Source organism: Mesorhizobium sp. YL-MeA3-2017 (assembly GCF_030814575.1).
GTDB lineage: Bacteria > Pseudomonadota > Alphaproteobacteria > Rhizobiales > Rhizobiaceae > Mesorhizobium > Mesorhizobium terrae.
In genome coordinates this window covers 3230178-3253373 of the sequence record NZ_JAUSVH010000001.1, presented here as the reverse complement: position 1 = coordinate 3253373, position 23196 = coordinate 3230178, and the positions used below count along the sequence as shown (strand labels likewise).

22 protein-coding genes are annotated in these 23196 nt (G+C 63.5%); 12 read left to right on the top strand and 10 right to left on the bottom strand.

The window, feature by feature from the left end:
- Positions 1-4: 4 nt before the first annotated feature.
- Both QFZ88_RS15615 and QFZ88_RS15610 read left to right on the top strand, forming a co-directional pair.
- Entirely contained in the window at positions 5-1297 is a 1293-nt protein-coding gene (locus tag QFZ88_RS15615; RefSeq protein WP_024924192.1) for an amidohydrolase family protein, read from the top strand.
- Between the two features lie 91 nt (positions 1298-1388).
- Positions 1389-1658 (top strand): hypothetical protein, encoded by a 270-nt coding sequence (locus tag QFZ88_RS15610; RefSeq protein ID WP_024924193.1) that lies wholly within the window; start codon positions 1389-1391, stop codon positions 1656-1658.
- Between the two features lie 47 nt (positions 1659-1705).
- Here QFZ88_RS15610 and QFZ88_RS15605 read toward each other — a convergent pair whose 3' ends face one another.
- On the bottom strand, positions 1706-2869 hold the full coding sequence (locus QFZ88_RS15605) for a sensor histidine kinase (RefSeq protein WP_024924194.1): 1164 nt from the start codon (positions 2867-2869) through the stop codon (positions 1706-1708).
- A complete protein-coding gene (locus QFZ88_RS15600; RefSeq protein ID WP_024924195.1) occupies positions 2866-3558 on the bottom strand; it encodes a response regulator in 693 nt (230 codons plus the stop codon). The genes QFZ88_RS15605 and QFZ88_RS15600 overlap by 4 nt, the downstream gene beginning before the upstream one ends.
- 212 nt (positions 3559-3770) lie before the next feature.
- Between QFZ88_RS15600 and QFZ88_RS15595 the strand changes: the two genes are divergently transcribed.
- Together QFZ88_RS15595 and QFZ88_RS15590 are read left to right on the top strand one after the other, a co-directional pair.
- Positions 3771-4406 (top strand): methyltransferase family protein, encoded by a 636-nt coding sequence (locus tag QFZ88_RS15595; RefSeq protein WP_024924196.1) that lies wholly within the window; start codon positions 3771-3773, stop codon positions 4404-4406.
- Between the two features lie 144 nt (positions 4407-4550).
- On the top strand, positions 4551-5471 hold the full coding sequence (locus tag QFZ88_RS15590; RefSeq protein ID WP_024924197.1) for a DMT family transporter: 921 nt from the start codon (positions 4551-4553) through the stop codon (positions 5469-5471).
- Positions 5472-5483: 12 nt separating this feature from the next.
- On the opposite strand, the gene QFZ88_RS15585 is transcribed toward QFZ88_RS15590, so the two are convergent.
- From QFZ88_RS15585 to QFZ88_RS15575, 3 genes are all read right to left on the bottom strand, one after another.
- Positions 5484-6113, bottom strand: coding sequence for a CDGSH iron-sulfur domain-containing protein (locus QFZ88_RS15585; RefSeq protein ID WP_024924198.1), 630 nt, complete (start codon positions 6111-6113; stop codon positions 5484-5486).
- 133 nt (positions 6114-6246) lie between these two features.
- A complete protein-coding gene (locus QFZ88_RS15580) occupies positions 6247-8700 on the bottom strand; it encodes a GcvT family protein (protein WP_024924199.1) in 2454 nt (817 codons plus the stop codon).
- A complete protein-coding gene (locus QFZ88_RS15575; RefSeq protein WP_024924200.1) occupies positions 8697-9587 on the bottom strand; it encodes a choline kinase family protein in 891 nt (296 codons plus the stop codon). Before QFZ88_RS15575 ends, QFZ88_RS15580 begins: the two co-directional genes overlap by 4 nt.
- 227 nt (positions 9588-9814) lie before the next feature.
- Here QFZ88_RS15575 and QFZ88_RS15570 point away from each other — a divergent pair, with 227 nt between their 5' ends.
- The 7 genes from QFZ88_RS15570 (at position 9815) to QFZ88_RS15545 (ending at position 18633) form a co-directional block, all read left to right on the top strand.
- Positions 9815-10597, top strand: a complete 783-nt coding sequence (locus QFZ88_RS15570) for a DeoR/GlpR family DNA-binding transcription regulator (RefSeq protein ID WP_024924201.1) — start codon at positions 9815-9817, stop codon at positions 10595-10597.
- Positions 10598-10793: 196 nt separating this feature from the next.
- Entirely contained in the window at positions 10794-10880 is an 87-nt protein-coding gene (kdpF, locus tag QFZ88_RS29530) for a K(+)-transporting ATPase subunit F (RefSeq protein WP_065998122.1), read from the top strand.
- Between the two features lie 24 nt (positions 10881-10904).
- Complete coding sequence (kdpA, locus tag QFZ88_RS15565) at positions 10905-12614, top strand: potassium-transporting ATPase subunit KdpA (protein ID WP_024924202.1); 1710 nt, start codon at positions 10905-10907, stop codon at positions 12612-12614.
- A 12-nt stretch (positions 12615-12626) separates the two neighbouring features.
- Positions 12627-14666, top strand: a complete 2040-nt coding sequence (gene kdpB / locus QFZ88_RS15560) for a potassium-transporting ATPase subunit KdpB (RefSeq protein ID WP_024924203.1) — start codon at positions 12627-12629, stop codon at positions 14664-14666.
- 2 nt (positions 14667-14668) lie between these two features.
- Positions 14669-15238 carry a potassium-transporting ATPase subunit KdpC gene (gene kdpC, locus QFZ88_RS15555; protein ID WP_024924204.1) on the top strand — a complete coding sequence of 190 codons (570 nt, stop codon included), beginning with the start codon at positions 14669-14671 and terminating at the stop codon, positions 15236-15238.
- A 9-nt stretch (positions 15239-15247) separates the two neighbouring features.
- On the top strand, positions 15248-17944 hold the full coding sequence (locus QFZ88_RS15550; RefSeq protein WP_179654214.1) for a sensor histidine kinase: 2697 nt from the start codon (positions 15248-15250) through the stop codon (positions 17942-17944).
- Positions 17941-18633, top strand: a complete 693-nt coding sequence (locus tag QFZ88_RS15545; protein ID WP_024924206.1) for a response regulator — start codon at positions 17941-17943, stop codon at positions 18631-18633. Before QFZ88_RS15550 ends, QFZ88_RS15545 begins: the two co-directional genes overlap by 4 nt.
- Positions 18634-18669: 36 nt before the next feature.
- Here QFZ88_RS15545 and gcvA read toward each other — a convergent pair whose 3' ends face one another.
- Positions 18670-19581, bottom strand: coding sequence for a transcriptional regulator GcvA (gene gcvA / locus QFZ88_RS15540; RefSeq protein WP_024924207.1), 912 nt, complete (start codon positions 19579-19581; stop codon positions 18670-18672).
- Positions 19582-19699: 118 nt separating this feature from the next.
- On the opposite strand from gcvA, the gene QFZ88_RS15535 reads away from it, so the two are divergent.
- The gene (locus QFZ88_RS15535; RefSeq protein ID WP_024924208.1) at positions 19700-19882 is read left to right on the top strand and encodes a hypothetical protein; all 183 of its coding nucleotides are present in this window, start codon (positions 19700-19702) and stop codon (positions 19880-19882) included.
- A 12-nt stretch (positions 19883-19894) separates the two neighbouring features.
- Here the strand turns inward: QFZ88_RS15535 and QFZ88_RS15530 are convergent, their stop codons facing one another.
- Genes QFZ88_RS15530 through QFZ88_RS15515 form a run of 4 tightly spaced genes read right to left on the bottom strand, consistent with a single transcriptional unit; the run spans position 19895 to position 23160 of the window.
- The gene (locus tag QFZ88_RS15530) at positions 19895-20602 is read right to left on the bottom strand and encodes an ABC transporter ATP-binding protein (protein ID WP_024924209.1); all 708 of its coding nucleotides are present in this window, start codon (positions 20600-20602) and stop codon (positions 19895-19897) included.
- Positions 20595-21323 (bottom strand): ABC transporter ATP-binding protein, encoded by a 729-nt coding sequence (locus tag QFZ88_RS15525; protein ID WP_024924210.1) that lies wholly within the window; start codon positions 21321-21323, stop codon positions 20595-20597. Before QFZ88_RS15525 ends, QFZ88_RS15530 begins: the two co-directional genes overlap by 8 nt.
- Positions 21320-22282 (bottom strand): branched-chain amino acid ABC transporter permease, encoded by a 963-nt coding sequence (locus QFZ88_RS15520; protein ID WP_024924211.1) that lies wholly within the window; start codon positions 22280-22282, stop codon positions 21320-21322. Before QFZ88_RS15520 ends, QFZ88_RS15525 begins: the two co-directional genes overlap by 4 nt.
- Positions 22279-23160, bottom strand: a complete 882-nt coding sequence (locus QFZ88_RS15515; protein WP_024924212.1) for a branched-chain amino acid ABC transporter permease — start codon at positions 23158-23160, stop codon at positions 22279-22281. The genes QFZ88_RS15520 and QFZ88_RS15515 overlap by 4 nt, the downstream gene beginning before the upstream one ends.
- Positions 23161-23196 lie beyond the last annotated feature (36 nt).

The window sequence follows — 23196 nt, the reverse complement described above, 5'->3', positions numbered from 1 at the left end:
GCCAATGGCGTTCGACCTCATTGTTCGGGGTGGCACCCTGACCGACGGCAGGGTGGCCGATATCGGCGTTCGCGGCGAAACCATCGCTGCGATCGAACCCAAGCTTGAGGCCGAGGCACCAACGGTCATCGACGCGGCTGGCGATCTCGTCTCGCCACCCTTCATCGATCCGCATTTCCATATGGACGCGACGCTGAGCCTCGGCATTCCGCGCATCAATGCCTCGGGCACGCTGCTGGAAGGCATTGCGCTGTGGGGTGAACTGAAGCCGCTTCTCACTCACGAAGCGGTCAGGGAGCGGGCACTCGCCTATTGCGATTGGGCGGTGGCCAAGGGCCTGCTTGCCATCCGCACCCATGTCGACACCTGCGACGACCGGCTTCTGGCGGTCGAGGCGCTGCTCGACGTGAAGAAGACCGTCGCGCCCTATATCGATCTGCAACTTGTCGCCTTCCCGCAGGACGGTTTTTACCGTTCGCCCAATGCGCGCACGAACACGATCCGCGCGCTCGACCTCGGCGTCGATATCGTCGGCGGCATTCCGCATTTCGAGCGCACCATGGCCGACGGCACGCGCTCGGTGACGGAACTGTGCGAGATCGCCGCCGAACGCGGATTGATGGTCGACATGCATTGCGACGAGACGGACGACCCGCTGTCGCGCCACATCGAGCAACTGGCCTGTGAGACGCAGCGGCTCGGCCTACAGGGGCGCGTGACGGGCTCGCATCTCACCTCCATGCATTCGATGGACAACTACTACGTGTCCAAACTGCTGCCGCTGATCGCGGAAGCCGGCGTTTCGGCCATCCCCAATCCGCTCATCAACATCATGCTGCAAGGTCGCCACGACAGCTATCCGAAGCGGCGTGGCCTGACCCGCGTGCCGGAGATGCTGAAGGCTGGCATTCGCGTCGGCTGGGGCCAGGATTGCGTGCTCGACCCCTGGTATTCGCTGGGCATGGCGGACATGCTGGACGTCGCCTTCATGGGGCTTCATGTGGCGCAGATGTCGAGCCCCGCCGACATGGCGCGCTGCTTCGACATGGTGACCCATGTAAACGCCGCCATCATGGGCCTCGACCATCTCGGATTGGCGGTCGGCAAGCGAGCGAGCCTCGTCGTGCTCGACGCCGCCGACCCGATCGAGGCGATAAGGCTGAGAGCGGACCGGCTCTGCGTGATAGCGCGTGGCAAGATCGTCGCGCAAAGAGAGCGCAGCCGAACGAAGCTGGCCTTGTCCGGAAGGCCCGATACCGCCGATCCCTGGCACGAAAAGCCGACGCGGACGCACTGATCAATGCGCGTTGAACGGGCCGCCGTTCGTACATTTCCTTCGCCGTTTATAAAGTCTACAATATGCCTCATCTTTGAATCGGGAGAGGGCTATGTCGCCCAGGATCGTAGCGGCAATATTTGGCATGGCGGCGCTGGCCGGCTGTACCACGATGACGCCCCAGGAAAGGCGCGCGGCCGACGAAGCGAAATGCCAGACCTACGGTTTCAAGAAGAACACCGACGCTTTCGCCGAATGCCTGCAGCGCATCGACCTCGACAGAGCCGCCGCAATGCGTGCGCAGGATGCGGAATTCAACCGCTTTGCCAACAGACCGATGGTCATCTACCGCCCGATCGTCGTCGCACCGAAACCCCAATAAACTGCCCAAAGGAGGCGCTGGTTCAGGTCAAGAAGGCGCGCTGGCGCTCAACCCGCATCAGCCGGCACCGTTATCGCAATGACCGAACCGCCGCCGTTCCTCGCGCGTGCCTCCAGCCGGCCCTGATGCGCCCTGGCTATCGCCTCGACAATGGAGAGCCCCAGCCCGGTCCCACCGGTCTCACGCGACCGCGAGATTTCGCCGCGCCAGAAAATGTCGAATGAAATCGAGCGGATTTCCTCGGGCAAGCCCGGACCTCGATCCAGGAACCGGACAAAGGCCATGCGGTCGCCATCGATGCCGGTCTCGCAACGCAGCACGCCACCGGCGGCGGCGTAGCGACTGGCATTGTCGACGATTGCCAGCATCGCCTGGCGCAGCCGTTCCGGATCGACGCTGGTGCGGGCGGGCGCGAAGTCCGTCTCGATACGCATGCCGGCTTCGTCAAGCATCGGACGGGCCGCGGCGAGAACGGTAGCCGCCTCGTCGGCGAGGTCGGTGACAGCCCGATCGCCGATCAGCTTGTGGCCGGCCGCCAGTGACAGCGTGCGCAGGTCCTCGACCAGACGCGACAAGCCCTGCACCTGCGTCAGCAGATCCTGCAGCCCCTGCTGACGAACCGAAAATACGCCGTCGATCATGCCTTGCAGGTTGCCCTGCAAAATAGTGAGCGGCGTACGCAATTCGTGCGCAACCGCCATTGTGTTGAAGCGCAGGCGCTTTTCCATATGGTCGAGATCGGTCGCCAGCGCATCGATGGTCTTGCCGAGACGCTGCACTTCGGAGGTGCCGCCTCGAAAATTGCCGAGACCGACCGCGAAATCGCCTTCGCGCAGCGTTTCAGCCGCCGATGCCAGCCGCTCCAACGGGCGCGCGATGCGCCGGGCAAGCCAATAACCGATCGCGCCGCAGATGAGCGCCGCCAAGAGAATATGCCCCATGAATGCCAGGTTCATCTGGTAGTCGAGCGTTTTCTCGAATTCCGGCACGACGGCCATGAGTTTCCGGAAGCCGTCGACCGACGGCATCACCCCGTCCTGGATATCGCGGTAGGCCTGGGCGATGTCGGCGGGCAACTCCCGCAACTTCACCTCGGTCAACTGCTTCATGATCCAGAAGAAGGTGGAATAGGCGATGATCATGCTGAGCATCAGCATCGCCGCGATGGTTATCGCCGTGACCGTGGACAGGGAGAGCCGGCGTATCCTCATTTCGGCGCCGCAAAGCGATAGCCAATGCCGCGCACAGCCTGGAAAAAGCCCCATGCTCCGGCATTCTCGAACTTGCGGCGCAGATTGGCGATGTGGGTGTCGACGGTCTTGGCCAGGGCATCGTTTTCAGGCAGGCAGGCATCCAGGATATCGGCGCGGCCGAAGGCGTGGGTCGGCCGGCGGATCATGTAGGCAACGATGCGGAATTCGCTCAGCGTCAAAGGGAGAGATTGCCGACCCGCCTCCACCGCGACAAAGGCGGCATGCGCGTCGACATCGACCTCAACCGGAGCAAACCGCAACATCCTCGAAGCACCGGCGGCCCGCGAGCGGCGCAGAACGGCATTGACGCGCGCGACGACCTCATGCGGGTTGAATGGTTTGACGACGTAGTCGTCGGCGCCAAGCCGCAAGCCGGAAAGGCGGTCGATATCTTCCGCCAGCGCCGTCACCATGATCACTGGCGTGGCCGCATCCTGGCGGATGCGCGCCAGAACCTCGAAGCCATCGACGCGCGGGATGCGAACGTCGAGCAGTACCAGATCGGGCGACAGCATTGCGTGATGGGAAAGCGCGATATCACCATTGGCGGCTGTCACCGTGCGAAAACCTTCCCGTGCCAGATAGGCTTCGAGAATTTCGGCGATGCGCGGTTCGTCCTCGACGATAAGGATGAGCCCCTTGTCCATGCCCCAGCCCCGTGGTGGTTTCAGAAGGGCGTTATTCAGCAACGCATCACGGCAGGCAACCGCAAAGCGCGTGCCTTGCGGGCTTCCCCGACAAGCGTTGGCACGCTCTCCGCCGTTTCTTGATAATTCTCAACGAGGGTCAATCCGTCAACGCGCCGTTGCTGCATGGGCGGGAATGCGCGGCGCGCCGACATCACATTGACGGGGAAGCCATGCAAACTCCATCCAAGGCCTTCGGACAAACCCAGCGGCCGCGCATCACCGCCTTGTGGATCGTAACCCTGATCCTCATCGCCTTTGCGCTGTTGTTCCAGTCCGCCTGGAAACTGTACCCGCCAGGGGGCGTCGACCTTCAGCTGACCATCAGGATCGCCGGCATATGTTTGATCGGTACGGCGATCCTGGGTCGGCTGTGGTGCACGCTCTATATCGGCGGGCGCAAGTCGATGGAGCTGGTCGATGTCGGCCCCTATTCGATGTGCCGCAACCCGCTCTACGTGTTTTCGATCATCGGGGCAGCTGGCGTGGGCGCGCAGACCGGCAGTCTCGCCCCGGCATTGCTCTGCGCCATCGTGGTTCAAGCCATCCTGTTCAGGACCGCGATGCGCGAGGAAAATCTGCTGCGGGCGAATTTCGGAAAATCCTATGACGACTACCGGTTGCGCGTGCCGGCGTTTCTCGCCGACAGGCGGCTGTTCGTCGACCTTGATGTTGTCGAGATCGCGCCACGACGCCTTTATGGCACGCTGGCCGACAGCCTCGTCTTCCTTGTCGCGGCGCCGGCAATGCTGCTGGTCGAATATCTGCAGGACGAAGGCTACCTGCCGGTACTGTTCACCCTCTATTGAGGCATCGCGCCGGAAACCAATCCCCGATCGGCCCGATTGAGCGTCGTTGGCGCAACCAAAAGTTTCCTTTTCCTCTCGCCAAAAGCCCGGCCAACAGGTAGTTGGCCGTCGGCCGAACGATTGGCGTGAAGGATTGTCGAACCCATGGCGCCGTCCCTCCTTCGGGCCCTCGCCCCCAAGAACGTCGTGGTAGCCGGCATCCTGCTCATGCTGGCCGGCGACTTCATGTTCGCCCTCAACGACGCCATGGGCAAATGGCTGGTCACCAACTTCTCGGTCGGTCTCGTCGTGGCTGTTCGCTCGATCGGCGCCTTCATCATCCTGGGGCCGATGATCGCCAGACAGGGCGCGGAGAAACTCGTCCGCGTGGAGCGACCCGGCATCCAGTTGCTACGCGCCATCATGACGACGGTCGATACCGGATTGTTCTATGCCGCTGTGGTGCATTTGCCGCTGGCCGATGTGATGAGCTTCTACATGGCCGGGCCCATCTATGTGGCGGCGCTGTCGCATTTCATGCTTGGCGAGCGGATCGGCTGGCGCCGATGGGCCGCCATCCTGGTCGGCTTCTGCGGCGTGCTCGTCATCCTGAACCCATCGACCGCCGCCTTTTCGCTCTCGGCCATTTTCGCCTTCATCGGCTCGGTAGCCTTCGCGCTGTCGATCGTCTACAGCCGACAGTTACGGGGAACTCCCGACACCACATTGGTGACCTGGCAAACAATTGCCGCCCTGGTGGCAGGTCTCGTCTTCGCCGTCGGCGACTGGCGCGCCCCCGGCGTCTTCGACATCGGCGCCATGCTGTTGCTCGGTGTCGTCTCCTGCGCGGCGCATCTGATGATCACACGGGCGCTGAAGCTGGCGCCGGCCTCGACGCTGGCGCCGCTGCACTACAGCCTGCTGTTGTGGGCCGCCGTGTTCGGCATGGTGTTCTTCGGCGATGTGCCCGGGCCACGCGTGCTCGTTGGCGCAGCCATCGTCGTCCTGGCCGGACTGTTCATTTTCCATCGTCAGAAGGTGGTGGACACGGTGCCGCCGGAGAACGTGCCGAAAGGCGTCAACTAGACTCCAATCGGATCAGCCGACGAACCCGGCCGTCTTGTGGCTGCCGTCGCAGAAGGGTTTGTTCCGCGAATGGCCGCAGCGGCACAGGAAGACCTTGGTGACGCGGTCGACCGTGCGGCCGGTGCCGCTGACGATCTCGAGATTGCCTTCCACCTTGAGAGAACCGTTGGGCTGGGGCGTGACCTTGATGGGGCCATTGCGCGCTTCCAGCGCAACCGAGTCTTTCGACGCCGGCTCGCCGGTGGCGGCGAAACCGGCCTTGGTATGGCTGCCATCGCAAAACGGCTTGTTCTCCGAGGCGCCGCAACGGCACAACGTCGCGCGCAGCATGAGTTCGCCATTGATGTCCATCTCGGCATTGAAGGCGAGCGGTCCGTTCTCGCGCACCCGGACCAGATTGACCACCGGTGCCGGCTCGTCCGGTCCACCATCCTTGCGGCGGTAGGTGATCGCGCCGGACGGGCAGGAATGGGCGACGCCGACGACCGCCTCGACCGAGCCGGCCTCGGGATGGATCCACTGACCCGGCGCATTGGGAACGAAAACCTCGGGATGGCCGAGCACACAATTGCGCGAATGGATGCACAGTTTGCTGTCGAAACCGATGTCGATGTTCTCGCCTTCGACGAATTTCCGCACCATTGGGTAGCTCCTCGGCTTGCCTGCGAGAAACCTAATGCAAGGCGAATGGCGGCGGCAAGCGCGGACTGCGGCAGGCGACCCGATTTGGTGCCGAACTGGCCATCAGGGCAGGCCTTTCGCCTGCCCGTGCCGGCTATGCCTTGATGCGGCTCATGCCCGGATCATAGAGCGGCTCAAGATGCAGATGTGCCGGCACTTTTTGCGTGGCGACGACCAGTTCGTAGCTGCCCTCGCGCAGGAATTTGTCGTCCACGCCGGCCGCGTTGCGGACATAACCGTAGCCGATGTTCTTAGCCACCGTGTAGCCGTAGCCGCCGGAGGTCAGATAGCCGACCGGCTCGCCATTGCGCAGGATCGTCTCGCGGCCAAGCAAGACAATATCCTGATCATCCACCGTAAAGCCGGCAAAGCGTTTGACCAAAGGCTGCCTGGCGACCTTTTCAAGTGCCATACGACCGAGGAAATCCATGTCGGTCTTCAGCTTCACCGCCCAACCGAGACCCGCCTCGAACGGTGTGTCGTTCGGCGTAATGTCGGAGCCCCAGGCGCGATAGCCCTTTTCGAGCCGCAGCGATTCCAAAGCGCGATAGCCGACCGGGCGAATGTCGTGCTCCTTGCCGGCCTGCATCAGCGCATCGAACACCTCGCCGGTAGCCGCGATGGGCACATGCAGTTCCCAGCCGAGCTCGCCGACATAGGTGACGCGCAGCGCCCGCACCGTGTGCCCGGCGATGGCGATCTCGCGCACGTGGCCGAAGGGGAAAGCTATGTTGGAGACATCCGCCTCCGTCACCTTCTCCAGCACCTTGCGCGCATCCGGCCCCATCAGGGACAACGTGCCGAAGGCTTCGGTGACATCGACCAGACTAACGTCGAAGTCCGCGCCGATATGGTCGCGGATCCAGGCCAGATCATGGGTGCGGAAGCCAGTGCCGGTGACGATGTAAAACCGGTCGTCGGCCAGGCGTGCCACCGTGAGGTCCGCCTCGATACCGCCGCGCGTGTTGAGAAGCTGCGTATAGGTGAGCCTGCCGACCGGCTTGGCGACATCGTTGGCGCAGACCCAATCGAGCGCCCGACCGGCATCGGTCCCCGTCAGCTCATATTTGGCGAAAGACGACTGGTCGAAGATGCCCACCTTGTCGCGGACATGGCGATGCTCGTCGCCAACCGGGCCGAACCAATTTTGGCGACCCGTGGAGTAGACATCCTTCGCCTCGGTACCCTCAGGGGCGAACCAGTTCGGCCGTTCCCAACCGAGCTTGGAGCCGAAGACTGCACCGTGCTTCTGCAGGCGCTGGTAGAGCGGAGAGACGATACGCGGCCGGCCGCTGTCATACTCCTCGTGCGGGAAGCCGATCGTATAATGCTTGCCATAGGCTTCGAGCGTGCGGTCGCAAACCCATTGGCGGTCGCGGTGCAGGTCGGAGAAGCGGCGGATATCGACCACCCACAGATCGAGCGGCGCCTCGCCATCCACCACCCATTTCGCCAGCACCCAGCCAGCACCGCCGCCCGATGCGATGCCGAAGGCGTTGAAGCCGGCACCAACGAACATGTTGGCGCATTCCGGCGCGACGCCGAGAATGAAGTTGCCGTCCGGCGTAAAACTCTCCGGGCCATTAATCATCTGCTTGACGCCAACGGTCTCCAGCGCCGGCACGCGCGCGATGGCCTGCGTCATATGCTGTTCGAAATGATCGTAGTCGTCGTCGAACAGGCGGAAGGCCCATTCATCCGGCACGTCGCCACCCGGCAGGCCGGTCTCCCAGGCCTGGGGGTTCGGCTCATAGCCGCCCATGACGAGGCCGCCTACCTCTTCCTTGAAGTAGGTGCGGCGGTCGGGATCGCGAATGGTGGGCGCGTCTGTCGCCAGACCTGGAATCTTCTCGGTGATGATGTACTGGTGCTTGACCGGCTGCAGCGGCACGTTGATGCCGACCATGGCGCCAACCTGCCTGGCCCACTGGCCGGCGCAGTTGACCACCTTTTCGCAGGCGATATCGCCCTGGTCGGTTTTGACCGCAACGATGCGGCCGTCATTCATGTCGAAGCCGGTCACCTTGATCTTCTCGATCAGCCGGGCGCCGTGCATGCGCGCGCCCTTGGCCAGCGACTGCGTGATGTCCGACGGGCTCGCCTGACCATCGGTCGGCAGCCAGCTGGCGCCGACAAGGTCGCCGGTTTCCATCAAAGGCCACATCGCCTTGACCTCGGCCGGCGACAGAAGATGCATGTCCATGCCGAAGCTGCGCGCGGTGGTGGCCAGCCGTTTGAATTCGGTCCAGCGGTCCTGGTTGGTGGCGAGACGCAGGCAACCGGTCATCTTCCAGCCGGTGGCGAGGCCGGTTTCGGCCTCGAGGCCCTTGTAGAGATCGACCGAATATTTGAGCACGCGGGTGATCGAGGCCGAGGAGCGCAATTGCCCGACCAGTCCGGCAGCGTGCCAGGTGGAGCCCGAGGTGATGGAACCCTGTTCGAGTAGCACCACATCGGCCTTGTGGTCGCGGGCCAGATGATAGGCCGTCGAACAGCCGATAATGCCGCCGCCAATGACGACGATCTGGGCATGGCTTGGCAGGGTCATGGCAGGACTTTTCCGTATTTAGAGCTGTAGCTTTCGAGCGCCGCATCAAGGCGGGCGAGGTTTTCGCCGGTGTAGGCGACGTAGTCGGCGCCCGGTGCGTCGAGATAAAGTTCCGAAACCATGCTCCACATCGCTTCGCGCAGAAGCGAGGCGCATTGCATGGCGGCGAAGGACCGGCGCACGGCCTCGTCTGGTCTGTGGCCGAGATAGGCGCCCAGCAGCGCGTCTGCCTCGGCCTGGGGCATGCCGGCGTTCGATGCGATCCCGGCGAGGTCGAACATGGCGGTGCCAAAACCGGCATACTCAAAGTCGATCAGCCAGAGCTTTTCGCCATCGTCGAGAAAATTGGCCGGCAGCAGATCGTTGTGACCGAAGACGATCGGCAGCGGCGCCTGCACGCTCTCCAGCTGGTCCGCCAAGGCGAGATAGCGCGGCAAGGCCGGCGTCATGCGGCTGTTTCCGGCACGCAGCGTGCGCGCATAATCGCGAATGACGTGAAACACCCAGAAGATGAAGCCGGCGCCGGAGACGTGGTTGGGCATTTGCCGGTGAAAGTCGCGCATCAGCCTGGCAATGCGCTCGCCATTGGCGCGCACGTCCTCAGCACCATAGGTTTTGGCACCGAGAAACTCCGTGACCATCACACCAGGCTCGGCATATTCGACGGCCGGCCCGAAACCGGCGGCCTCCGCCGCCCGCGCTGTCATCAGCTCGCGCTCGCGCAAGACATGATGGAACGGATAGTCGCGCCCCAAACGGACGACATGCTTGCCGGCGGCGTCGGTGACCAGCAAATTCTCGTTGCTGAGCCCGCCCGACAGCGGCGCGACCTGAATGCCGCCCTTCCAGCATGGCAACCCGCGAATGCGATCCTCGCTCGTCGTCACGTCCTCTCCATTCGGCCAACGGTCTCCTTGCCGGAGACTTCTCGACACCCTGACGCCGCCGTTCCCAGGGCGGAGCCATCCTTCTTCGTCGTCAAATTCGGATGACATAGGCCAGGTTGTCAACGCAAATCTGTGGCTTTTTCTGTTTTTATGACCGTTCTTGTTGTTTTCTGCCGCGCGAAGCCGTACAAATCGGTCACATCAACCATGGCAGATGAGTTCGACCGGTGAACCATTCGAAGCGGCATGGCGAAATCCTGCGCCTCCTCAAGGAGGAAGGCACTGTAACCATTGCCGATCTCGCCGAGAGGCTCGGCGTTTCGCTCGAAACGGTGCGGCGCGACGTCAAGCCACTGACCGACGATGGGTCGGTGTTCAAAATGCATGGCGCCATCAGCCTTCCAGGCATTGTCGGCGAAGCGCCGTTCGAACGGCGCATGCGCGAGAACGCCGAGGCCAAGCGGGCCATCGCCCGCATGGTTGCGGCAACCATCCGCGACGGCGAATCGATCATGCTGGACTGCGGCACCACCACCAGCTTCCTGGCCCGCGAACTGGCCGGGCACCGGCGGCTGACGGTTGTCACCAACTCGTCCGACATTGCCCGAACGCTGGCCACCACCAATGGCAACAAAGTCTACATGGCCGGCGGCGAACTGCGACCCGATTCCGGCGCCGCATTCGGCGTCTCGGCCATCGACTTCGTCCGACGCTTCGGCGTCGATCACGCGGTGATCTCGGCAGGCGCCGTGGATGCCACGGGCGGGGTCATGGACCACGACCTGGAGGAAGCCGAATTCGCGGCCATGGTGCTGTCGCGCGGCCAGCGCTCCGTGGTCATCACCGACCATACCAAGTTCGGCCGCCAGGGCCTTGTCAGGGTATGCGGCTTTTCTGGTTTCTCCGAACTGGCGACCAATCAGGCACCGCCCGCCGATATCGCCGCCGCATTGGAGGCCGCGGGCACGCGGTTGCGCGTAGCAGCCAATGGCGGGCAAAACCCGGCCTGAACGGCCCTTATCTTTTCTTGATGTCCGCCCGGCCAAATCCCAATCGATATTTGACCGGAAGCGGGAGCATTGTGCGCACTCCTGAAATTCGGAGAAGCATCGTGCTCGACCTCGCCTACCTAGCCCTCGGCATAGGATCCTTCGTGATTTTCGCGCTTTACGCACGCGCGCTGACCAGGCTCTGAGGGAGGCAATCATGATGGAAGCCTTACTCGGCCTCGTCGTCGCCATCGCGCTCGGCGTTTATCTCGTCGTGACGCTGCTGCGGCCCGAAAAATTCTAAAAATCAATCCTTGAGAGTTCCGCCATGTCTTTAATCGGATGGCTGCAGATCGGCCTACTCTTTCTCATCGTCCTATTGCTGATCAAGCCGCTTGGCCTGTTCATGGCAAAGGTCTTTTCCGGTGAACGAACCTTTCTTTCGCCCGTGCTCGGCCCCGTCGAACGCGGCTTCTATTCCTTGGCGGGCGTGGACCCCAAGAAGGAGCAGGGCTGGCTTGCCTATGCCTTCTCCGTCATCGCCTTCAGCGTGATGGGCCTTGTCTCGCTCTACGCGATCCTGCGCCTGCAGGCATATCTGCCCTACAATCCGCAAGGTTTTCCCGGCGTTGCGCCCGACCTTGCCTTCAACACCGCCGTCAGCTTCGTGACCAACACCAACTGGCAGTCCTATGGCGGCGAAACCACGATGAGCCATTTCAGCCAGATGGCTGGCCTCACCGTGCACAACTTCGTCTCGGCCGCGACGGGCATTGCCATGGCGCTTGCGCTTACCCGCGCCTTCATGCGCTCGCACGCAACGACGGTCGGCAATTTCTGGGTCGACCTCACCCGCTCGACGCTCTATGTGCTTTTGCCGCTTGCCATCATCGTCGCCATCGCCTTCGTGGCCATGGGCCTGCCGCAGACGCTTGACGCCTCGGTGACCGCGACGACGCTCGAAGGCGCCAAGCAGACCATCGCGCTCGGACCAGTCGCCAGCCAGGAAGCGATCAAGCAGCTCGGCACCAATGGTGGCGGCTTCTTCAACGTCAATGCCGCGCATCCGTTCGAAAACCCGACGGCGCTGTCCAACTATCTCAACATCGTCTCGATGCTCACGATCTCGGCGGCACTGGTCTACACCTTCGGCCAGATGGTCGGTGACCGCCGCCAAGGCTGGGCCTTCATAGCCGCGATGGCGATCCTGCTGATCGCCGGCGTCGGCGTTATCTACTGGGCAGAAGCGCAAGGCAATCCGATCCTGACCGCGCTTGGCCTCGACAATGCGCTCGGCAATATGGAGGGCAAGGAAGTCCGCTTCGGCCAAGCGATGACCGCTGCCTATGCCGCCGTTACCACCGGTCTTTCCGACGGCGGTGTCAATGCCATGCACGGCTCGTTCACCGGTCTGGGCGGCATGATACCGATGTTCCTGATGCAACTCGGAGAAGTGCTGCCGGGCGGTGTCGGCTCGGGCCTCTACGGCATGCTGGTCTTCGCCATTCTCGCCGTGTTCGTCGCCGGACTGATGGTCGGCCGCACGCCGGAACTGCTCGGTAAGAAGATTGAAAGCCGCGAGATGAAATACGCCATGCTGGCCGTGCTCATCCTGCCGCTGTCGATCCTGGTCTTCACCGCGTTTTCCGCCATGTTGCCTTTCGCGGTCTCCGCCATCGGCACCAACGGACCGCACGGCCTGTCCGAGATCCTCTATGCCTATACGTCGGCGACCGGGAACAACGGTTCAGCCTTCGGCGGCCTCTCGGCGAACTCGCCCTGGTACAACACCACGCTCGGCATCGCGATGCTGCTCGGCCGCTTCGGCTACGCGATCCCTGTCCTTGCCATCGCCGGCTCGCTGGTCGGCAAGACCAGGACGACGGCCTCCGCCGGCACCTTCCCGACCCACACGCCGCTCTTCGTTGGCCTGCTCGTCGGCATCATCCTCATCATGGGCGGTCTGCAGTATTTCCCCGCTCTCGCCCTCGGCCCCATCGTCGAGCATTTCGCAATGCTGGCCGGCCAGACTTTCTAAAGGACATCATTCATGTCGACCGCAGTACACCACAAGCTCTTCGAACCGGCCATTCTGTGGCCGGCCCTCGGGCAGGCCTTTGTCAAGCTAGCGCCGCACAAGCTGATGCGCAATCCCGTCATCTTCGTCACCGAAGTCGTGGCGGCGCTGGTGACGCTGATGTTCCTGCGCGATCTCGTCGCCGCAGGCGGCAAGCCGCTCTTCTCCGGCCAGATCGCGATCTGGCTCTGGTTCACCGTGTTGTTCGCCAACTTCGCCGAAGCCGTGGCCGAAGGCCGCGGCAAGGCACAGGCCGACAGCCTGCGCCGCACCAAGTCGCAACTGACCGCCCGCAAGCTCCTCTCCGACGGTGGCTTTGACGTTGCCAGCATCCCGGCAACCGACCTCAAGGTCGGCGACCTGGTTCTGGTCGAAGCCGGCGAACTGATCCCCGGCGACGGCGAAGTGGTCGAGGGCATCGCCTCGGTCAACGAAAGCGCCATCACCGGCGAGTCCGCGCCTGTCATCCGCGAATCCGGCGGCGACCGCTCGGCCGTCACCGGCGGCACGCAGGTGCTGTCCGACTGGATCAAAGTGCGCATCACCGCCGCACCCGGCTCCTCCTTCGTCGACCGCATGATCGCGCTGATCGAAGGCGCCGAACGCCAGAAGACGCCGAACGAGATCGCGCTGTCGATCCTGCTTTCCGGCCTCACTTTGGTGTTCCTCATTGCCGTGACGACGCTTTGGGGCCTGGCCGGTTATTCCGGTACGGTGCTCTCGATCACTGTGCTTGCCGCACTGCTGGTGACGCTGATCCCGACCACGATCGGCGGCCTGCTTTCGGCCATCGGCATCGCCGGCATGGACCGCCTGGTGCGCTTCAACGTCATCGCCACCTCCGGCCGCGCTGTCGAGGCGGCGGGCGACGTCGACACGCTGCTGCTCGACAAGACCGGCACCATCACCTTCGGCAACCGCATGGCGACCGAGTTCCTGCCGGTACCTGGCGTTCGCGCCGAAGAACTGGCGGAAGCCGCCATGCTGGCCAGTCTCGGCGACGAGACGCCGGAAGGCCGTTCGATCGTGGCGCTGGCCACTGGCGAATACGGTTCGACTGCGCCGACGAAGCAACCCGACAACATCGTGCCGTTCGCGGCCGAGACCCGGCTGTCGGGCGTCGATCTCGGCAACCGCCATCTGCGCAAGGGCGCCGTCGATTCGGTGCTGAAATTCACCGGCCTCGACGAAGCACACGTGCCTTCAGCCTTCCGGCAGGCGGTGGAGGTTGTCGCACGCACCGGCGGTACGCCGCTGGCGGTCGCCGAAGGCAACAAGCTGCTTGGCGTCATCCACCTGAAGGACGTAGTGAAGCCCGGCATCAAGGAGCGTTTCGCGGCGCTGCGCGCCATGGGCATCCGCACGGTCATGGTCACCGGCGACAACCCGGTTACGGCGGCGGCAATCGCTTCCGAGGCCGGCGTCGACGATTATCTCGCCGAAGCAACGCCTGAGCAGAAGCTTGGCTATATCCGCAAGGAACAGGAAGGTGGCAGGTTGATCGCCATGTGCGGCGACGGCACGAACGACGCCCCGGCACTTGCCCAGGCAGACGTCGGCGTGGCCATGCAGACCGGCACGCAGGCGGCGCGCGAGGCCGCCAACATGGTCGACCTCGATTCCAGCCCGACCAAGCTCATCGAGATCGTCGAGATCGGCAAGCAATTGCTGATGACGCGTGGTTCACTGACCACTTTCTCGATCGCCAATGACGTCGCCAAATACTTCGCCATCATCCCGGCGCTGTTCGTGGCGACCTATCCGGCGCTGGACTATCTCAACATCATGCGGCTGTCGTCGCCGGAATCGGCGATCCTGTCGGCGGTGATCTTCAACGCCCTCATCATCGTGGCGCTGATCCCGCTGGCGCTCAAAGGCGTCGCCTACCGTCCGGTCGGTGCCGCCGCACTGCTGCGCCGCAACCTCATCGTCTACGGCGTCGGCGGCCTGATCCTGCCCTTCGCGGGCATCAAGCTGGTCGATATCGCCGTGTCGGCTCTTCATCTGGTGTAATCATGACAACTTATTTGCGCCCCGCCTTTGTCCTCATCGTGCTGTTCACGGCCCTGCTCGGCATCGGCTATCCGCTCGCCATCACCGGCATCGGACAGATAGCCCTGCCTGCCCAGGCCAATGGCAGCCTCATCAAGCAGAACGGAACCGTCATCGGCTCCGAACTGATCGGCCAGAACTTCGCCAACGATCGCTATTTCTGGCCACGCCCTTCGGCGATCGGCAGCACGCCCTACGACGCCGGCAACTCCAGCGGTTCCAATCTCGGCACCACTTCGCAGAAGCTGAAGGACCGCGTTACGGGCGACATCCAGCGCCTGCATGCTGCCGGCATCGCCGGGCCAGTGCCGACCGATGCCGCAACCACCTCGGGGTCCGGCCTCGATCCGCACATTTCGCCCGACTTCGCACGCGACCAGATCGCACGCGTTGCCAAGGCGCGCGGACTGCCGGAAACCGAAGTGGCCAAGCTCGTCGACGACACCGCCGAGGGCCGGCTGCTCGGCCTGATCGGTGAGCCTCGCGTCAACGTGCTGAAACTAAATCTCGCGCTGGATCGGCTAAAGTCTTAAATCTACTGAATGGCCGATAGCGACCGACACAGAGAGAATAGAGCTGACCCCGACGCACTGCTGGCGCTGGCGGACAAGCAGGAACGTGGCCGGCTGACCGTGTTCCTCGGCGCCGCGCCAGGCGTCGGCAAGACCTATGCCATGTTGTCACGCGCACGCCGCGTGAAGGAGGATGGTGGCGACATCCTGATCGGCCTGGTGGAGACGCATGGGCGCGGCGAGACCGCCGCGCTCCTGGAAGGGGTTGAGATCCTGCCGCGGCGCAAGATCGCCTATCGCGGCCACACGATCGAGGAATTCGACCTCGACGCTGCACTCGCCCGTCATCCGCAAACCATCGTCGTCGACGAACTGGCGCATACCAACGCGCCGGACAGCCGCCATCCCAAGCGCTACCAGGACATCGACGAACTGCTCGCCGCCGGCATCAATGTCTGGACGGCTCTGAACATCCAGCACCTCGAAAGCCTGTCCGACGTCGTTGCGCAGATCACCGGCGTGCCGGTGCGCGAACAGATACCCGACACGGTCCTGAAAAAAGCCGACGAAGTGCTGCTGGTGGACCTGCCGCCGGCCGAACTGCTCGAGAGATTGAAGGAAGGCAAAGTCTACCTGCCGGCCAATGCGGTGCGCGCCGCCGACTCCTTCTTCCGCCTTGGCAACCTGACTGCATTGCGCGACCTGGCGCTCAGGCGCACCGCCGACCGCGTCGACGACCAGATGGTCGACTATCTCAAGCAAAACGCCATCGAAGGGCCGTGGCCCTCGGCGGAGCGTCTTCTGGTCTGTATCGGCCCCGACGCGCTCTCCGAAAAGGTGGTGCGCACCGCCAGCCGGCTAGCATCCGGCCTCAACGCGCACTGGCTGGTGGCCTCGATCGAACCCGTCGACCGCGCCGTTTCCGACCAGGCCGGGGAACGCCGGCTAGACGAGACTTTCCGCCTCGCCGAAAGGCTGGGTGCGGAGACGCGCCGGGTCAAGGGCGCCGACTTCGTCGACGAGATCCTGCGGCTGGCCCGCCGCGAACACGCAACGCAGATCGTCATCGGCGGACGCAAGCAATCGTTCCCGTTCAGGCTGTTCCGCCGTTCGCTACCCGACGCGCTGATGGAGCGGGCCTCGGGCCTCGGCGTCTATGTCGTCACCGGCGAAGAGGAGATGCCGCCGCCGGCTGCTCCCGCCAAGCCGCGCGCGCTGATCTTCCGCATCCTGAAGGATGTTGGGCTCGCGGCAGCGATGACCGCGGCGGTCACGATCCTCGGGCTGGCGCTCGACGAAGTCGTGCGCCTGCCAAACATCTCCATCATCTACCTCCTGGCGGTGCTCGCCTCCGCAATCAGCGCCGGCTACGCAGCGGCGATCGCCGCCGCGCTGTTTTCGGCGCTCGCCTATAATTTCTTTTTCATTCCGCCGATCTACACACTGACGATCGCCGAACCGCACGAGGTCTTCGCGCTGTTCGTGTTCCTAGCCGCGGCCATGCTGACCGGCGGGCTGACCTCGCGCCTGCGCGAGCAGGCGAAAGTGTCCGGCGAAAGGGCCATCACCACGCAAGCGCTCTACGACTATTCGCGCAAGCTTTCCGGCACCTCCAAGCAGGACGACGTCGTCTGGGCAACGGTGACGCAGTTGCAAGGCGCGCTGTCGCGCACCGTAGCCCTGCTTCTGCCGGATCAGGGTGAGTTGCGCCTACAGGCATCCTGGCCACCCGACACCGAACTCGGCGTTTCCGACATGGCCGCCGCGCGTTGGGCCTTCGAGAAGCGCGAGGAAGCCGGTAGCGGCACCGGCACCTTGCCGAACAGCGTCTTCCGCTTCATCCCGCTGACCAGCCCCCACGGCGTCGTCGGCGTCTGCGGCATCCAGCAGAATGGAGAAATTCTCGACGGCAGCGAAGAAAGGATGCTGATCGCCATTCTCGATCAGTCGGCGGTTGCCATCGACCGTGCGCGGTTGTCCAAGGAAAGGCTGCAGCAGGCAGCAGCCCTCGAAGGCGAACGCTTCCGCTCGGCCCTGCTCGTCTCAGTCTCGCACGATCTGAAGACGCCACTGGCGACCATAACCGGCGCGATCACCAGCCTGCGCGAATTCGGCGACAAGATGGACAAGGGAAGCCGCGACGACCTTCTGGTTTCGATCGACGAGGAAAGCGCAAGATTGGCGCGCTTCCTTGCCAACCTGCTCGACATGACGCGCATCGAATCCGGTTCGGTCGAAGCCAAGCGCGACTGGGTCGATGTGGTGGACGTCGTCCGTTCCGCAGTCGAACGGTCGCAAAAAGCATTCCCCGGTCGGGCGATCGAGGTGCAGCTGGCGCCCGAACTGCCGCTGATCCGCGGCGACAGCGTGCTGCTTGGCCAGGTGCTGTTCAACCTGATCGACAATGCCGACAAATATGGCGGCGCCGATCCGATTCGTATCTATGCGCGGCAGGAAAAGGACGAGGTCACGCTCTCGGTGGTGGACATGGGTAAGGGCATTCCAGAAAACGACCTTGATCAAATCTTCGAAAAATTCTTCCGGCGCGGCAAACCGGACGGCCGTGCCCCCGGCACCGGCCTCGGCCTGCCGATCGCGCGTGGTTTTGTCGAGGCCATGGGCGGCACGATCAAGGCCGAAAGCCCGGCGCAGAAACGGAAGGGTACGCGCATGATCCTGCGCTTCCCCGTCGAGGCCGTACCCGCCGAAACCGAGGTCGCCTCGTGAGCGGTTTCCGGGTGCTGGTCGTCGACGACGAACCGCAGATCCAGCGTTTCCTGCGCCCCGCGCTGACCGCAGCCGGCTACGAGGTCATCGAGGCCGGAACCGGAGCGCAGGCGCTGAAAGCGATCGCCACCATGGCGCCGGATCTCATCATTCTCGACCTCGGCCTGCCCGACATGGACGGCAAGGAGGTGGTGCAGAATGTGCGCGGCTGGTCCGAATTGCCGATCATCATCCTGTCGGCACGAGACCGCGAGAGCGAAAAGATAGCCGCGCTCGATCTCGGCGCCGACGACTATATCGAAAAACCGTTCGGCATCGGCGAGCTTACGGCGCGCATCCGCACGGCGCTGCGCCACCGTACCCGCGAAGACGGTGGCGTGACCGAGATTTCAGTGGACGGGCTGCATATCGATACCGTGCGGCGGCTCATCACACGTGACGACACGCCGATCCACCTGACCCCGAAGGAATACGACCTGGTACTGATGCTGGCGCGCCATGCCGGGCGTGTCGTTACCCACAAGGCTTTGCTGACATCCGTCTGGGGGCCTGCCCATGCCGACGACCTGCATTATCTGCGGGTCTTCGTCGGCCAGGTGCGCGGCAAGATAGAACGTGACCCGTCTTCTCCCGCGATCATCCGGACAGAGCCAGGCGTCGGTTATCGTTTTGTCGGGGAGGACGCCTGAGCCTGCGACGCGCCCCTATCGCGGTTCAACACGAAGTCAATCCGTCTCGTGCCTGCAACTGCTCCGGGTTGCCGCGACTTCCGCCAACAGCCATTCGCGAAAAGCCTTGATCTTGGGCACGTTGCGGCGCGAGGTCGGATAGGCGAGCCAGAAGGCATGGCCGTCGTTGCCGACCAGATCGAAAGGCTGGATCAAACGTCCGTCGGCAAGCTCTGCCTCGAAGAGTTCACGAGTCAAAATAGCGACACCGTGGCCAGCGACAGCGGCACTTGCCTCATACATCTGCGCGCCCATGCTGCTGGCAGGCCGTGAAGCAAGCCCCGTCGCGTCGACGCCAGCCAACTGGAACCATTCCTTCCACCAGATGTCACTCGGGTCGAGGATCGGCAGGCGCAGGAGATCCGCCGGCTCCCTCAGGCCGATGCTCGCGGCGAGAGCCGGACTGAGCATCGGTGTAAAATCGGCCGCGAACAATTTGTGCGTATCCGTGCCAGGCCATTTGCCTCCGCCGGAGCGAATGGCGACGTCGACATCCTCGCGCGCAAAGTCGACGAGCCTCGACGACGTATTCAGACGGACTGCGAGCGAAGGATGTGTCATCTGGAACGCGCCAAGCCGCCGCGCCAGCCAGTTGGATGCGAAAGTCAGGATGGTGCTCACACACAGCACCCCCTCCGCGCCAGAACGCGCTGCCGAATAGGCATCGCTGATCGTCTCGAACGCGTCGCTGATTGCTGGCGCCAGCCGCTGACCGACCTCGGTCAATTCGATGTGACGTGGGTGACGCAGGAACAGGGCCGCGCCGACCCGCTCTTCAAGCAGCTTGATCTGATAGCTGACGGCCGCCTGGGTCATGCCGAGTTCACCTGCCGCCTTGGTGAAACTCAGGTGACGGGCAACCGCCTCAAAGGCGCGCACGGCGGTGAGCGGGGGAAGCTGCTGCAACATTTGCCATAAGCCCTCTTTATAGGCTCCTCTCGACGTTCAATTGGAATCAAAGCCGAAACAGCCCGATATTTCCTTCCAACACATCAGATGCATTTAGGCATATCGGAGATTGTTCGCCATGACCACGTTGCACGACTTTCTCCTGTCGCATTCCAGTCGGAGCTGGTTGTCGTGGCTGGCTGATGGTTTTGGCTGGAAGCGGCACGCCCGCACCTATCTCGACATCCGCGAACTCTCGCCGCATCTGCGCCGGGACCTCGGCATCACCGACGGTACGGATCCTGTCGGCCGGCGCCAGTGAAACCTGTCTGCATCAACCTACGCCGACATAACGTTTGACCGCGGCGGGATCGGCACGCAGCGCCGCCGCCGTCATGGTCTCGCGGTTGCGGCCGTTCTCGATGAAGGCGACGCGGTCGGCGACGGCCAGAACTGCCTCGACACGCTGCTCGACCAGAATGGTGGAAACGCCGAGGCCGCGCAATTTGGAAACCGTCTCGCGAATCTTCTCGATCATCGACGGCATCAGCCCTTCGGTGGGTTCGTCCAGCAGCAGCACCTCAGGCTCCAGGCAGAGCGCGCGCGCCATCGCGAGCATCTGCTGCTCTCCGCCAGACAATGTGCCCGAACGCTGGTTCAAGCGCTCCGCCAGGCGAGGGAACAGGCCGAGCACCATATCGCGGGTCGCCTTGCCCTTGCCGCGCGCCATCAGCCCGATTTCGATGTTCTCCGCCACCGTCATTTCGGCGAACAGGCGTCGACCCTGCGGGACATAAGCGACACCGGCCTTTGGCACCTCGTGTGCCGGCAGTCCGGTCAATTCCCGCCCGTTCAGCCTGATCGAGCCAGCCGTCGCCGGGATCAACCCCATGATCGCCTTCAGCGTGGTGGTCTTGCCGGCACCGTTGCGGCCGAGCAGGCACAAAACTTCGCCCTTGGCGAGGGCCAGGCCAATGCCGTGAAGCACTTGCACTTCACCGTAAGAACAGTCGAGCCCGGCGATCGCGAGCAGCTCAGACATGCGCGGCTCCCAGATAGGCTTCCTGCACCTGTTCATTGGCGCGGATTTCGGCCGGGCTGCCTTCGGCAATGATCTTGCCGGCGTCGAAGACGGTGATGCGATGGGCAAGTTGCATGACCACCGGCATGTTGTGTTCGATGATCAGCACCGTGGCATCGCGGGCGATTTCGCGTACCAAGGCGACGAACCCCTCTATCTCGCCGTCCGACAGACCTTGCGTCGGTTCGTCGAGGATCAGCAGGCGCGGCGCGAGCGCCAGGCCCATGGCAATTTCCAGCAACCGCTGATGGCCATAAGACAATTGCCCAGCCAGCATCCCGGCGCGGTCGGCGAGACCGGTCCGCGACAGTGCCTCCATGACCCCGGCATGGACAGCGCCCCTGGAACGCCCGTCCGTCAACGTACGCTGCACCGACAAGGTAACGTTGTCGTAGGCGGAGAGGTTGGCAAACACGCTGGTGACTTGGAATGTATAGGCGATGCCAAGCCTGACCCGCTTGTATGCCGGCAGGTCGGTGATATCCGCGCCGGCAAACATGATGGTGCCCGCCGAAGGCTGAATGCGGCCGCAGACAAGGCTGACGAAGGTGGTCTTACCGGCGCCGTTCGGGCCGATCACCGCCCGGATCTCTCCCGGCATCAGGCTGAAATTGGCACCGTCGACGGCACGCAAGCCACCGAAGTCACGCGACAGACCGGTCGTCGTCAGCAACGGCGTCATGGCAGCCACCCGATCCAGCGGCGACGCACCGCGCCGAGAATGCCCTTGGGCGCGAACAGCACGAGCAGGATGAGCGCCAGTCCGACAATCAGCAGCCAGGCCGTGGTGTGGCTGCTGGCGATGTCGGTGACATAGTAGATGAACAGCGTGCCGACCAACGGGCCGAGCGTGGTCGCGACGCCGCCAGCCAAAGCCCATAGAAGCGGCAGGATGGAATACTGCACCGAGGCGAAATTGGCGCCGACATAGCCGAACAACAGCGCATAGGCGCCACCCGCCGCGGCGCAGATGACGCCTGAAAGCACCATTGCCGAGAGCTTGTTGGCGAAGGTGTTGTAACCCAGGAGCCGCGTGCGCTCCTCATTTTCGCGGATCGCCACCAGGACACGACCGAAGCGCGAGCGCACGACCGCAACCGTGGTGAAAAGCACGATCGAGAACAGGGCCAGCGCCGTCATATAGCGCACGGTCGGGTCGGTCAGATCGAGGGCCGTGCCGCCGATGTGGACGATGCGGTCGGCCTGCTGGACAACCAGACCCTGATCACCGCCGGTCCATGCCGAAAAATAGACGATGGCGAGCAGGAACACCTGCGCGAACATCATGGTGACGATCATGAAGGCAACGCCGGAAGTGCGAAGCGCAAGTGCACCGACCACCAGGGAGAGCAACGCACCGCAGCCGAGACCGGCGAGGAAGGCCGCCGGCACATTCCAGCCGAAATGATAGATCGCGAGGCCGCTGCCATAGAGGCCGGCGGCAAAGAACATGGCATGGCCAAGGCTGAGCAAACCGCCATAACCAAACAGCAGATTGTAGCCCATGGCGAAAACCGCCAGCACCATGATGCGGGCGAACAAGCCCTGGTGATAATCGGGCAGCAGAAAGTTCAGCGCGAACAGCACGACCACCACGGCGACATGCAACGCATAAACCCTGGCGGCCGGCGCTTCCGTCATCGGGCGGTCGTTCCGAACAGGCCTTGCGGGCGAAACACCAGCACCATCGCCACCGCCAGGGTTGCGATCATCTTGGCAAGCGTCGGCGAGAAGAACATCGAGACGATGCCATCCGACAGACCGATCAAAAGGGCTGCGATGATCGTGCCGCGCAGAGAGCCGAGCCCGCCGATGATGATGACGATGAAGGACAGGAGCAGCGGGTCCTGCCCCATCAGGTAATGTGCCTGACTGATCGGCACGATCAGCACGGCCGCCGTCGCGGCCAACATGGCGCCGAGCGCGAAGACGCCGGCATAGACGCGGTCGACGGGAATGGCGAAAGCCTGCGCCATCTCGCGGTCATACTGCGTGGCGCGCATGACGAGGCCGATCCTGGTTCGGGTGAGCACAAGCCAGGTCGAAACCAGCAGCAACGCTGAGGCGACGATGACAAAGAGCTTATAGCCGGAATAGCCGAACCAGGGCAGAAGCACACGATAGCTGAAGGGCGGCGCCACCGGGCGCGCCTCCGGTCCGTAGAAGCTCAGCGCAAGTTGCTGGATGATGTAGAGCAGACCGATAGTGGCAACGATGGTGGCTTCGGGGTCATAATTCAACCGGCGCAACACCAGCCGCTCCGAAAGACAGGCGACCGCCCCGACCACGAGCGGCGCCGCGATGAGCGCTGCGACGAAGCCAACGGCCGGGTGTCCGTCGAATGCCGTCGAAACCGCCCAGGCAAGCACCGCCCCCAGCATGAAGAACTCGCCATGGGCGACGTTGACTATGCGCATGACGCCGAAGACGAGCGACAGGCCGAGTGCGGTAAGCGCCAGCACCGCCGCGGTAACCAGGCCTTCGAGCGTTGCGAGAAGGAGATGAGGGCCGAAAGCCATTCAGCCGCGGCCCTCTTTCTCCGATGCGGATTTCAC

Coding starts and splice junctions, on each gene's coding strand:
- QFZ88_RS15615 (WP_024924192.1), top strand. CDS start 5: ATGGCGTTCGACCTCATTGTTCGGGGTGGCACCCTGACCGACGGCAGG.
- QFZ88_RS15610 (WP_024924193.1), top strand. CDS start 1,389: ATGTCGCCCAGGATCGTAGCGGCAATATTTGGCATGGCGGCGCTGGCC.
- QFZ88_RS15605 (WP_024924194.1), bottom strand. CDS start 2,869: ATGAGGATACGCCGGCTCTCCCTGTCCACGGTCACGGCGATAACCATC.
- QFZ88_RS15600 (WP_024924195.1), bottom strand. CDS start 3,558: ATGGACAAGGGGCTCATCCTTATCGTCGAGGACGAACCGCGCATCGCC.
- QFZ88_RS15595 (WP_024924196.1), top strand. CDS start 3,771: ATGCAAACTCCATCCAAGGCCTTCGGACAAACCCAGCGGCCGCGCATC.
- QFZ88_RS15590 (WP_024924197.1), top strand. CDS start 4,551: ATGGCGCCGTCCCTCCTTCGGGCCCTCGCCCCCAAGAACGTCGTGGTA.
- QFZ88_RS15585 (WP_024924198.1), bottom strand. CDS start 6,113: ATGGTGCGGAAATTCGTCGAAGGCGAGAACATCGACATCGGTTTCGAC.
- QFZ88_RS15580 (WP_024924199.1), bottom strand. CDS start 8,700: ATGACCCTGCCAAGCCATGCCCAGATCGTCGTCATTGGCGGCGGCATT.
- kdpF (WP_065998122.1), top strand. CDS start 10,794: ATGATGGAAGCCTTACTCGGCCTCGTCGTCGCCATCGCGCTCGGCGTT.
- kdpA (WP_024924202.1), top strand. CDS start 10,905: ATGTCTTTAATCGGATGGCTGCAGATCGGCCTACTCTTTCTCATCGTC.
- kdpB (WP_024924203.1), top strand. CDS start 12,627: ATGTCGACCGCAGTACACCACAAGCTCTTCGAACCGGCCATTCTGTGG.
- kdpC (WP_024924204.1), top strand. CDS start 14,669: ATGACAACTTATTTGCGCCCCGCCTTTGTCCTCATCGTGCTGTTCACG.
- QFZ88_RS15550 (WP_179654214.1), top strand. CDS start 15,248: ATGGCCGATAGCGACCGACACAGAGAGAATAGAGCTGACCCCGACGCA.
- gcvA (WP_024924207.1), bottom strand. CDS start 19,581: ATGTTGCAGCAGCTTCCCCCGCTCACCGCCGTGCGCGCCTTTGAGGCG.
- QFZ88_RS15535 (WP_024924208.1), top strand. CDS start 19,700: ATGACCACGTTGCACGACTTTCTCCTGTCGCATTCCAGTCGGAGCTGG.
- QFZ88_RS15530 (WP_024924209.1), bottom strand. CDS start 20,602: ATGTCTGAGCTGCTCGCGATCGCCGGGCTCGACTGTTCTTACGGTGAA.
- QFZ88_RS15525 (WP_024924210.1), bottom strand. CDS start 21,323: ATGACGCCGTTGCTGACGACGACCGGTCTGTCGCGTGACTTCGGTGGC.
- QFZ88_RS15520 (WP_024924211.1), bottom strand. CDS start 22,282: ATGACGGAAGCGCCGGCCGCCAGGGTTTATGCGTTGCATGTCGCCGTG.
- QFZ88_RS15515 (WP_024924212.1), bottom strand. CDS start 23,160: ATGGCTTTCGGCCCTCATCTCCTTCTCGCAACGCTCGAAGGCCTGGTT.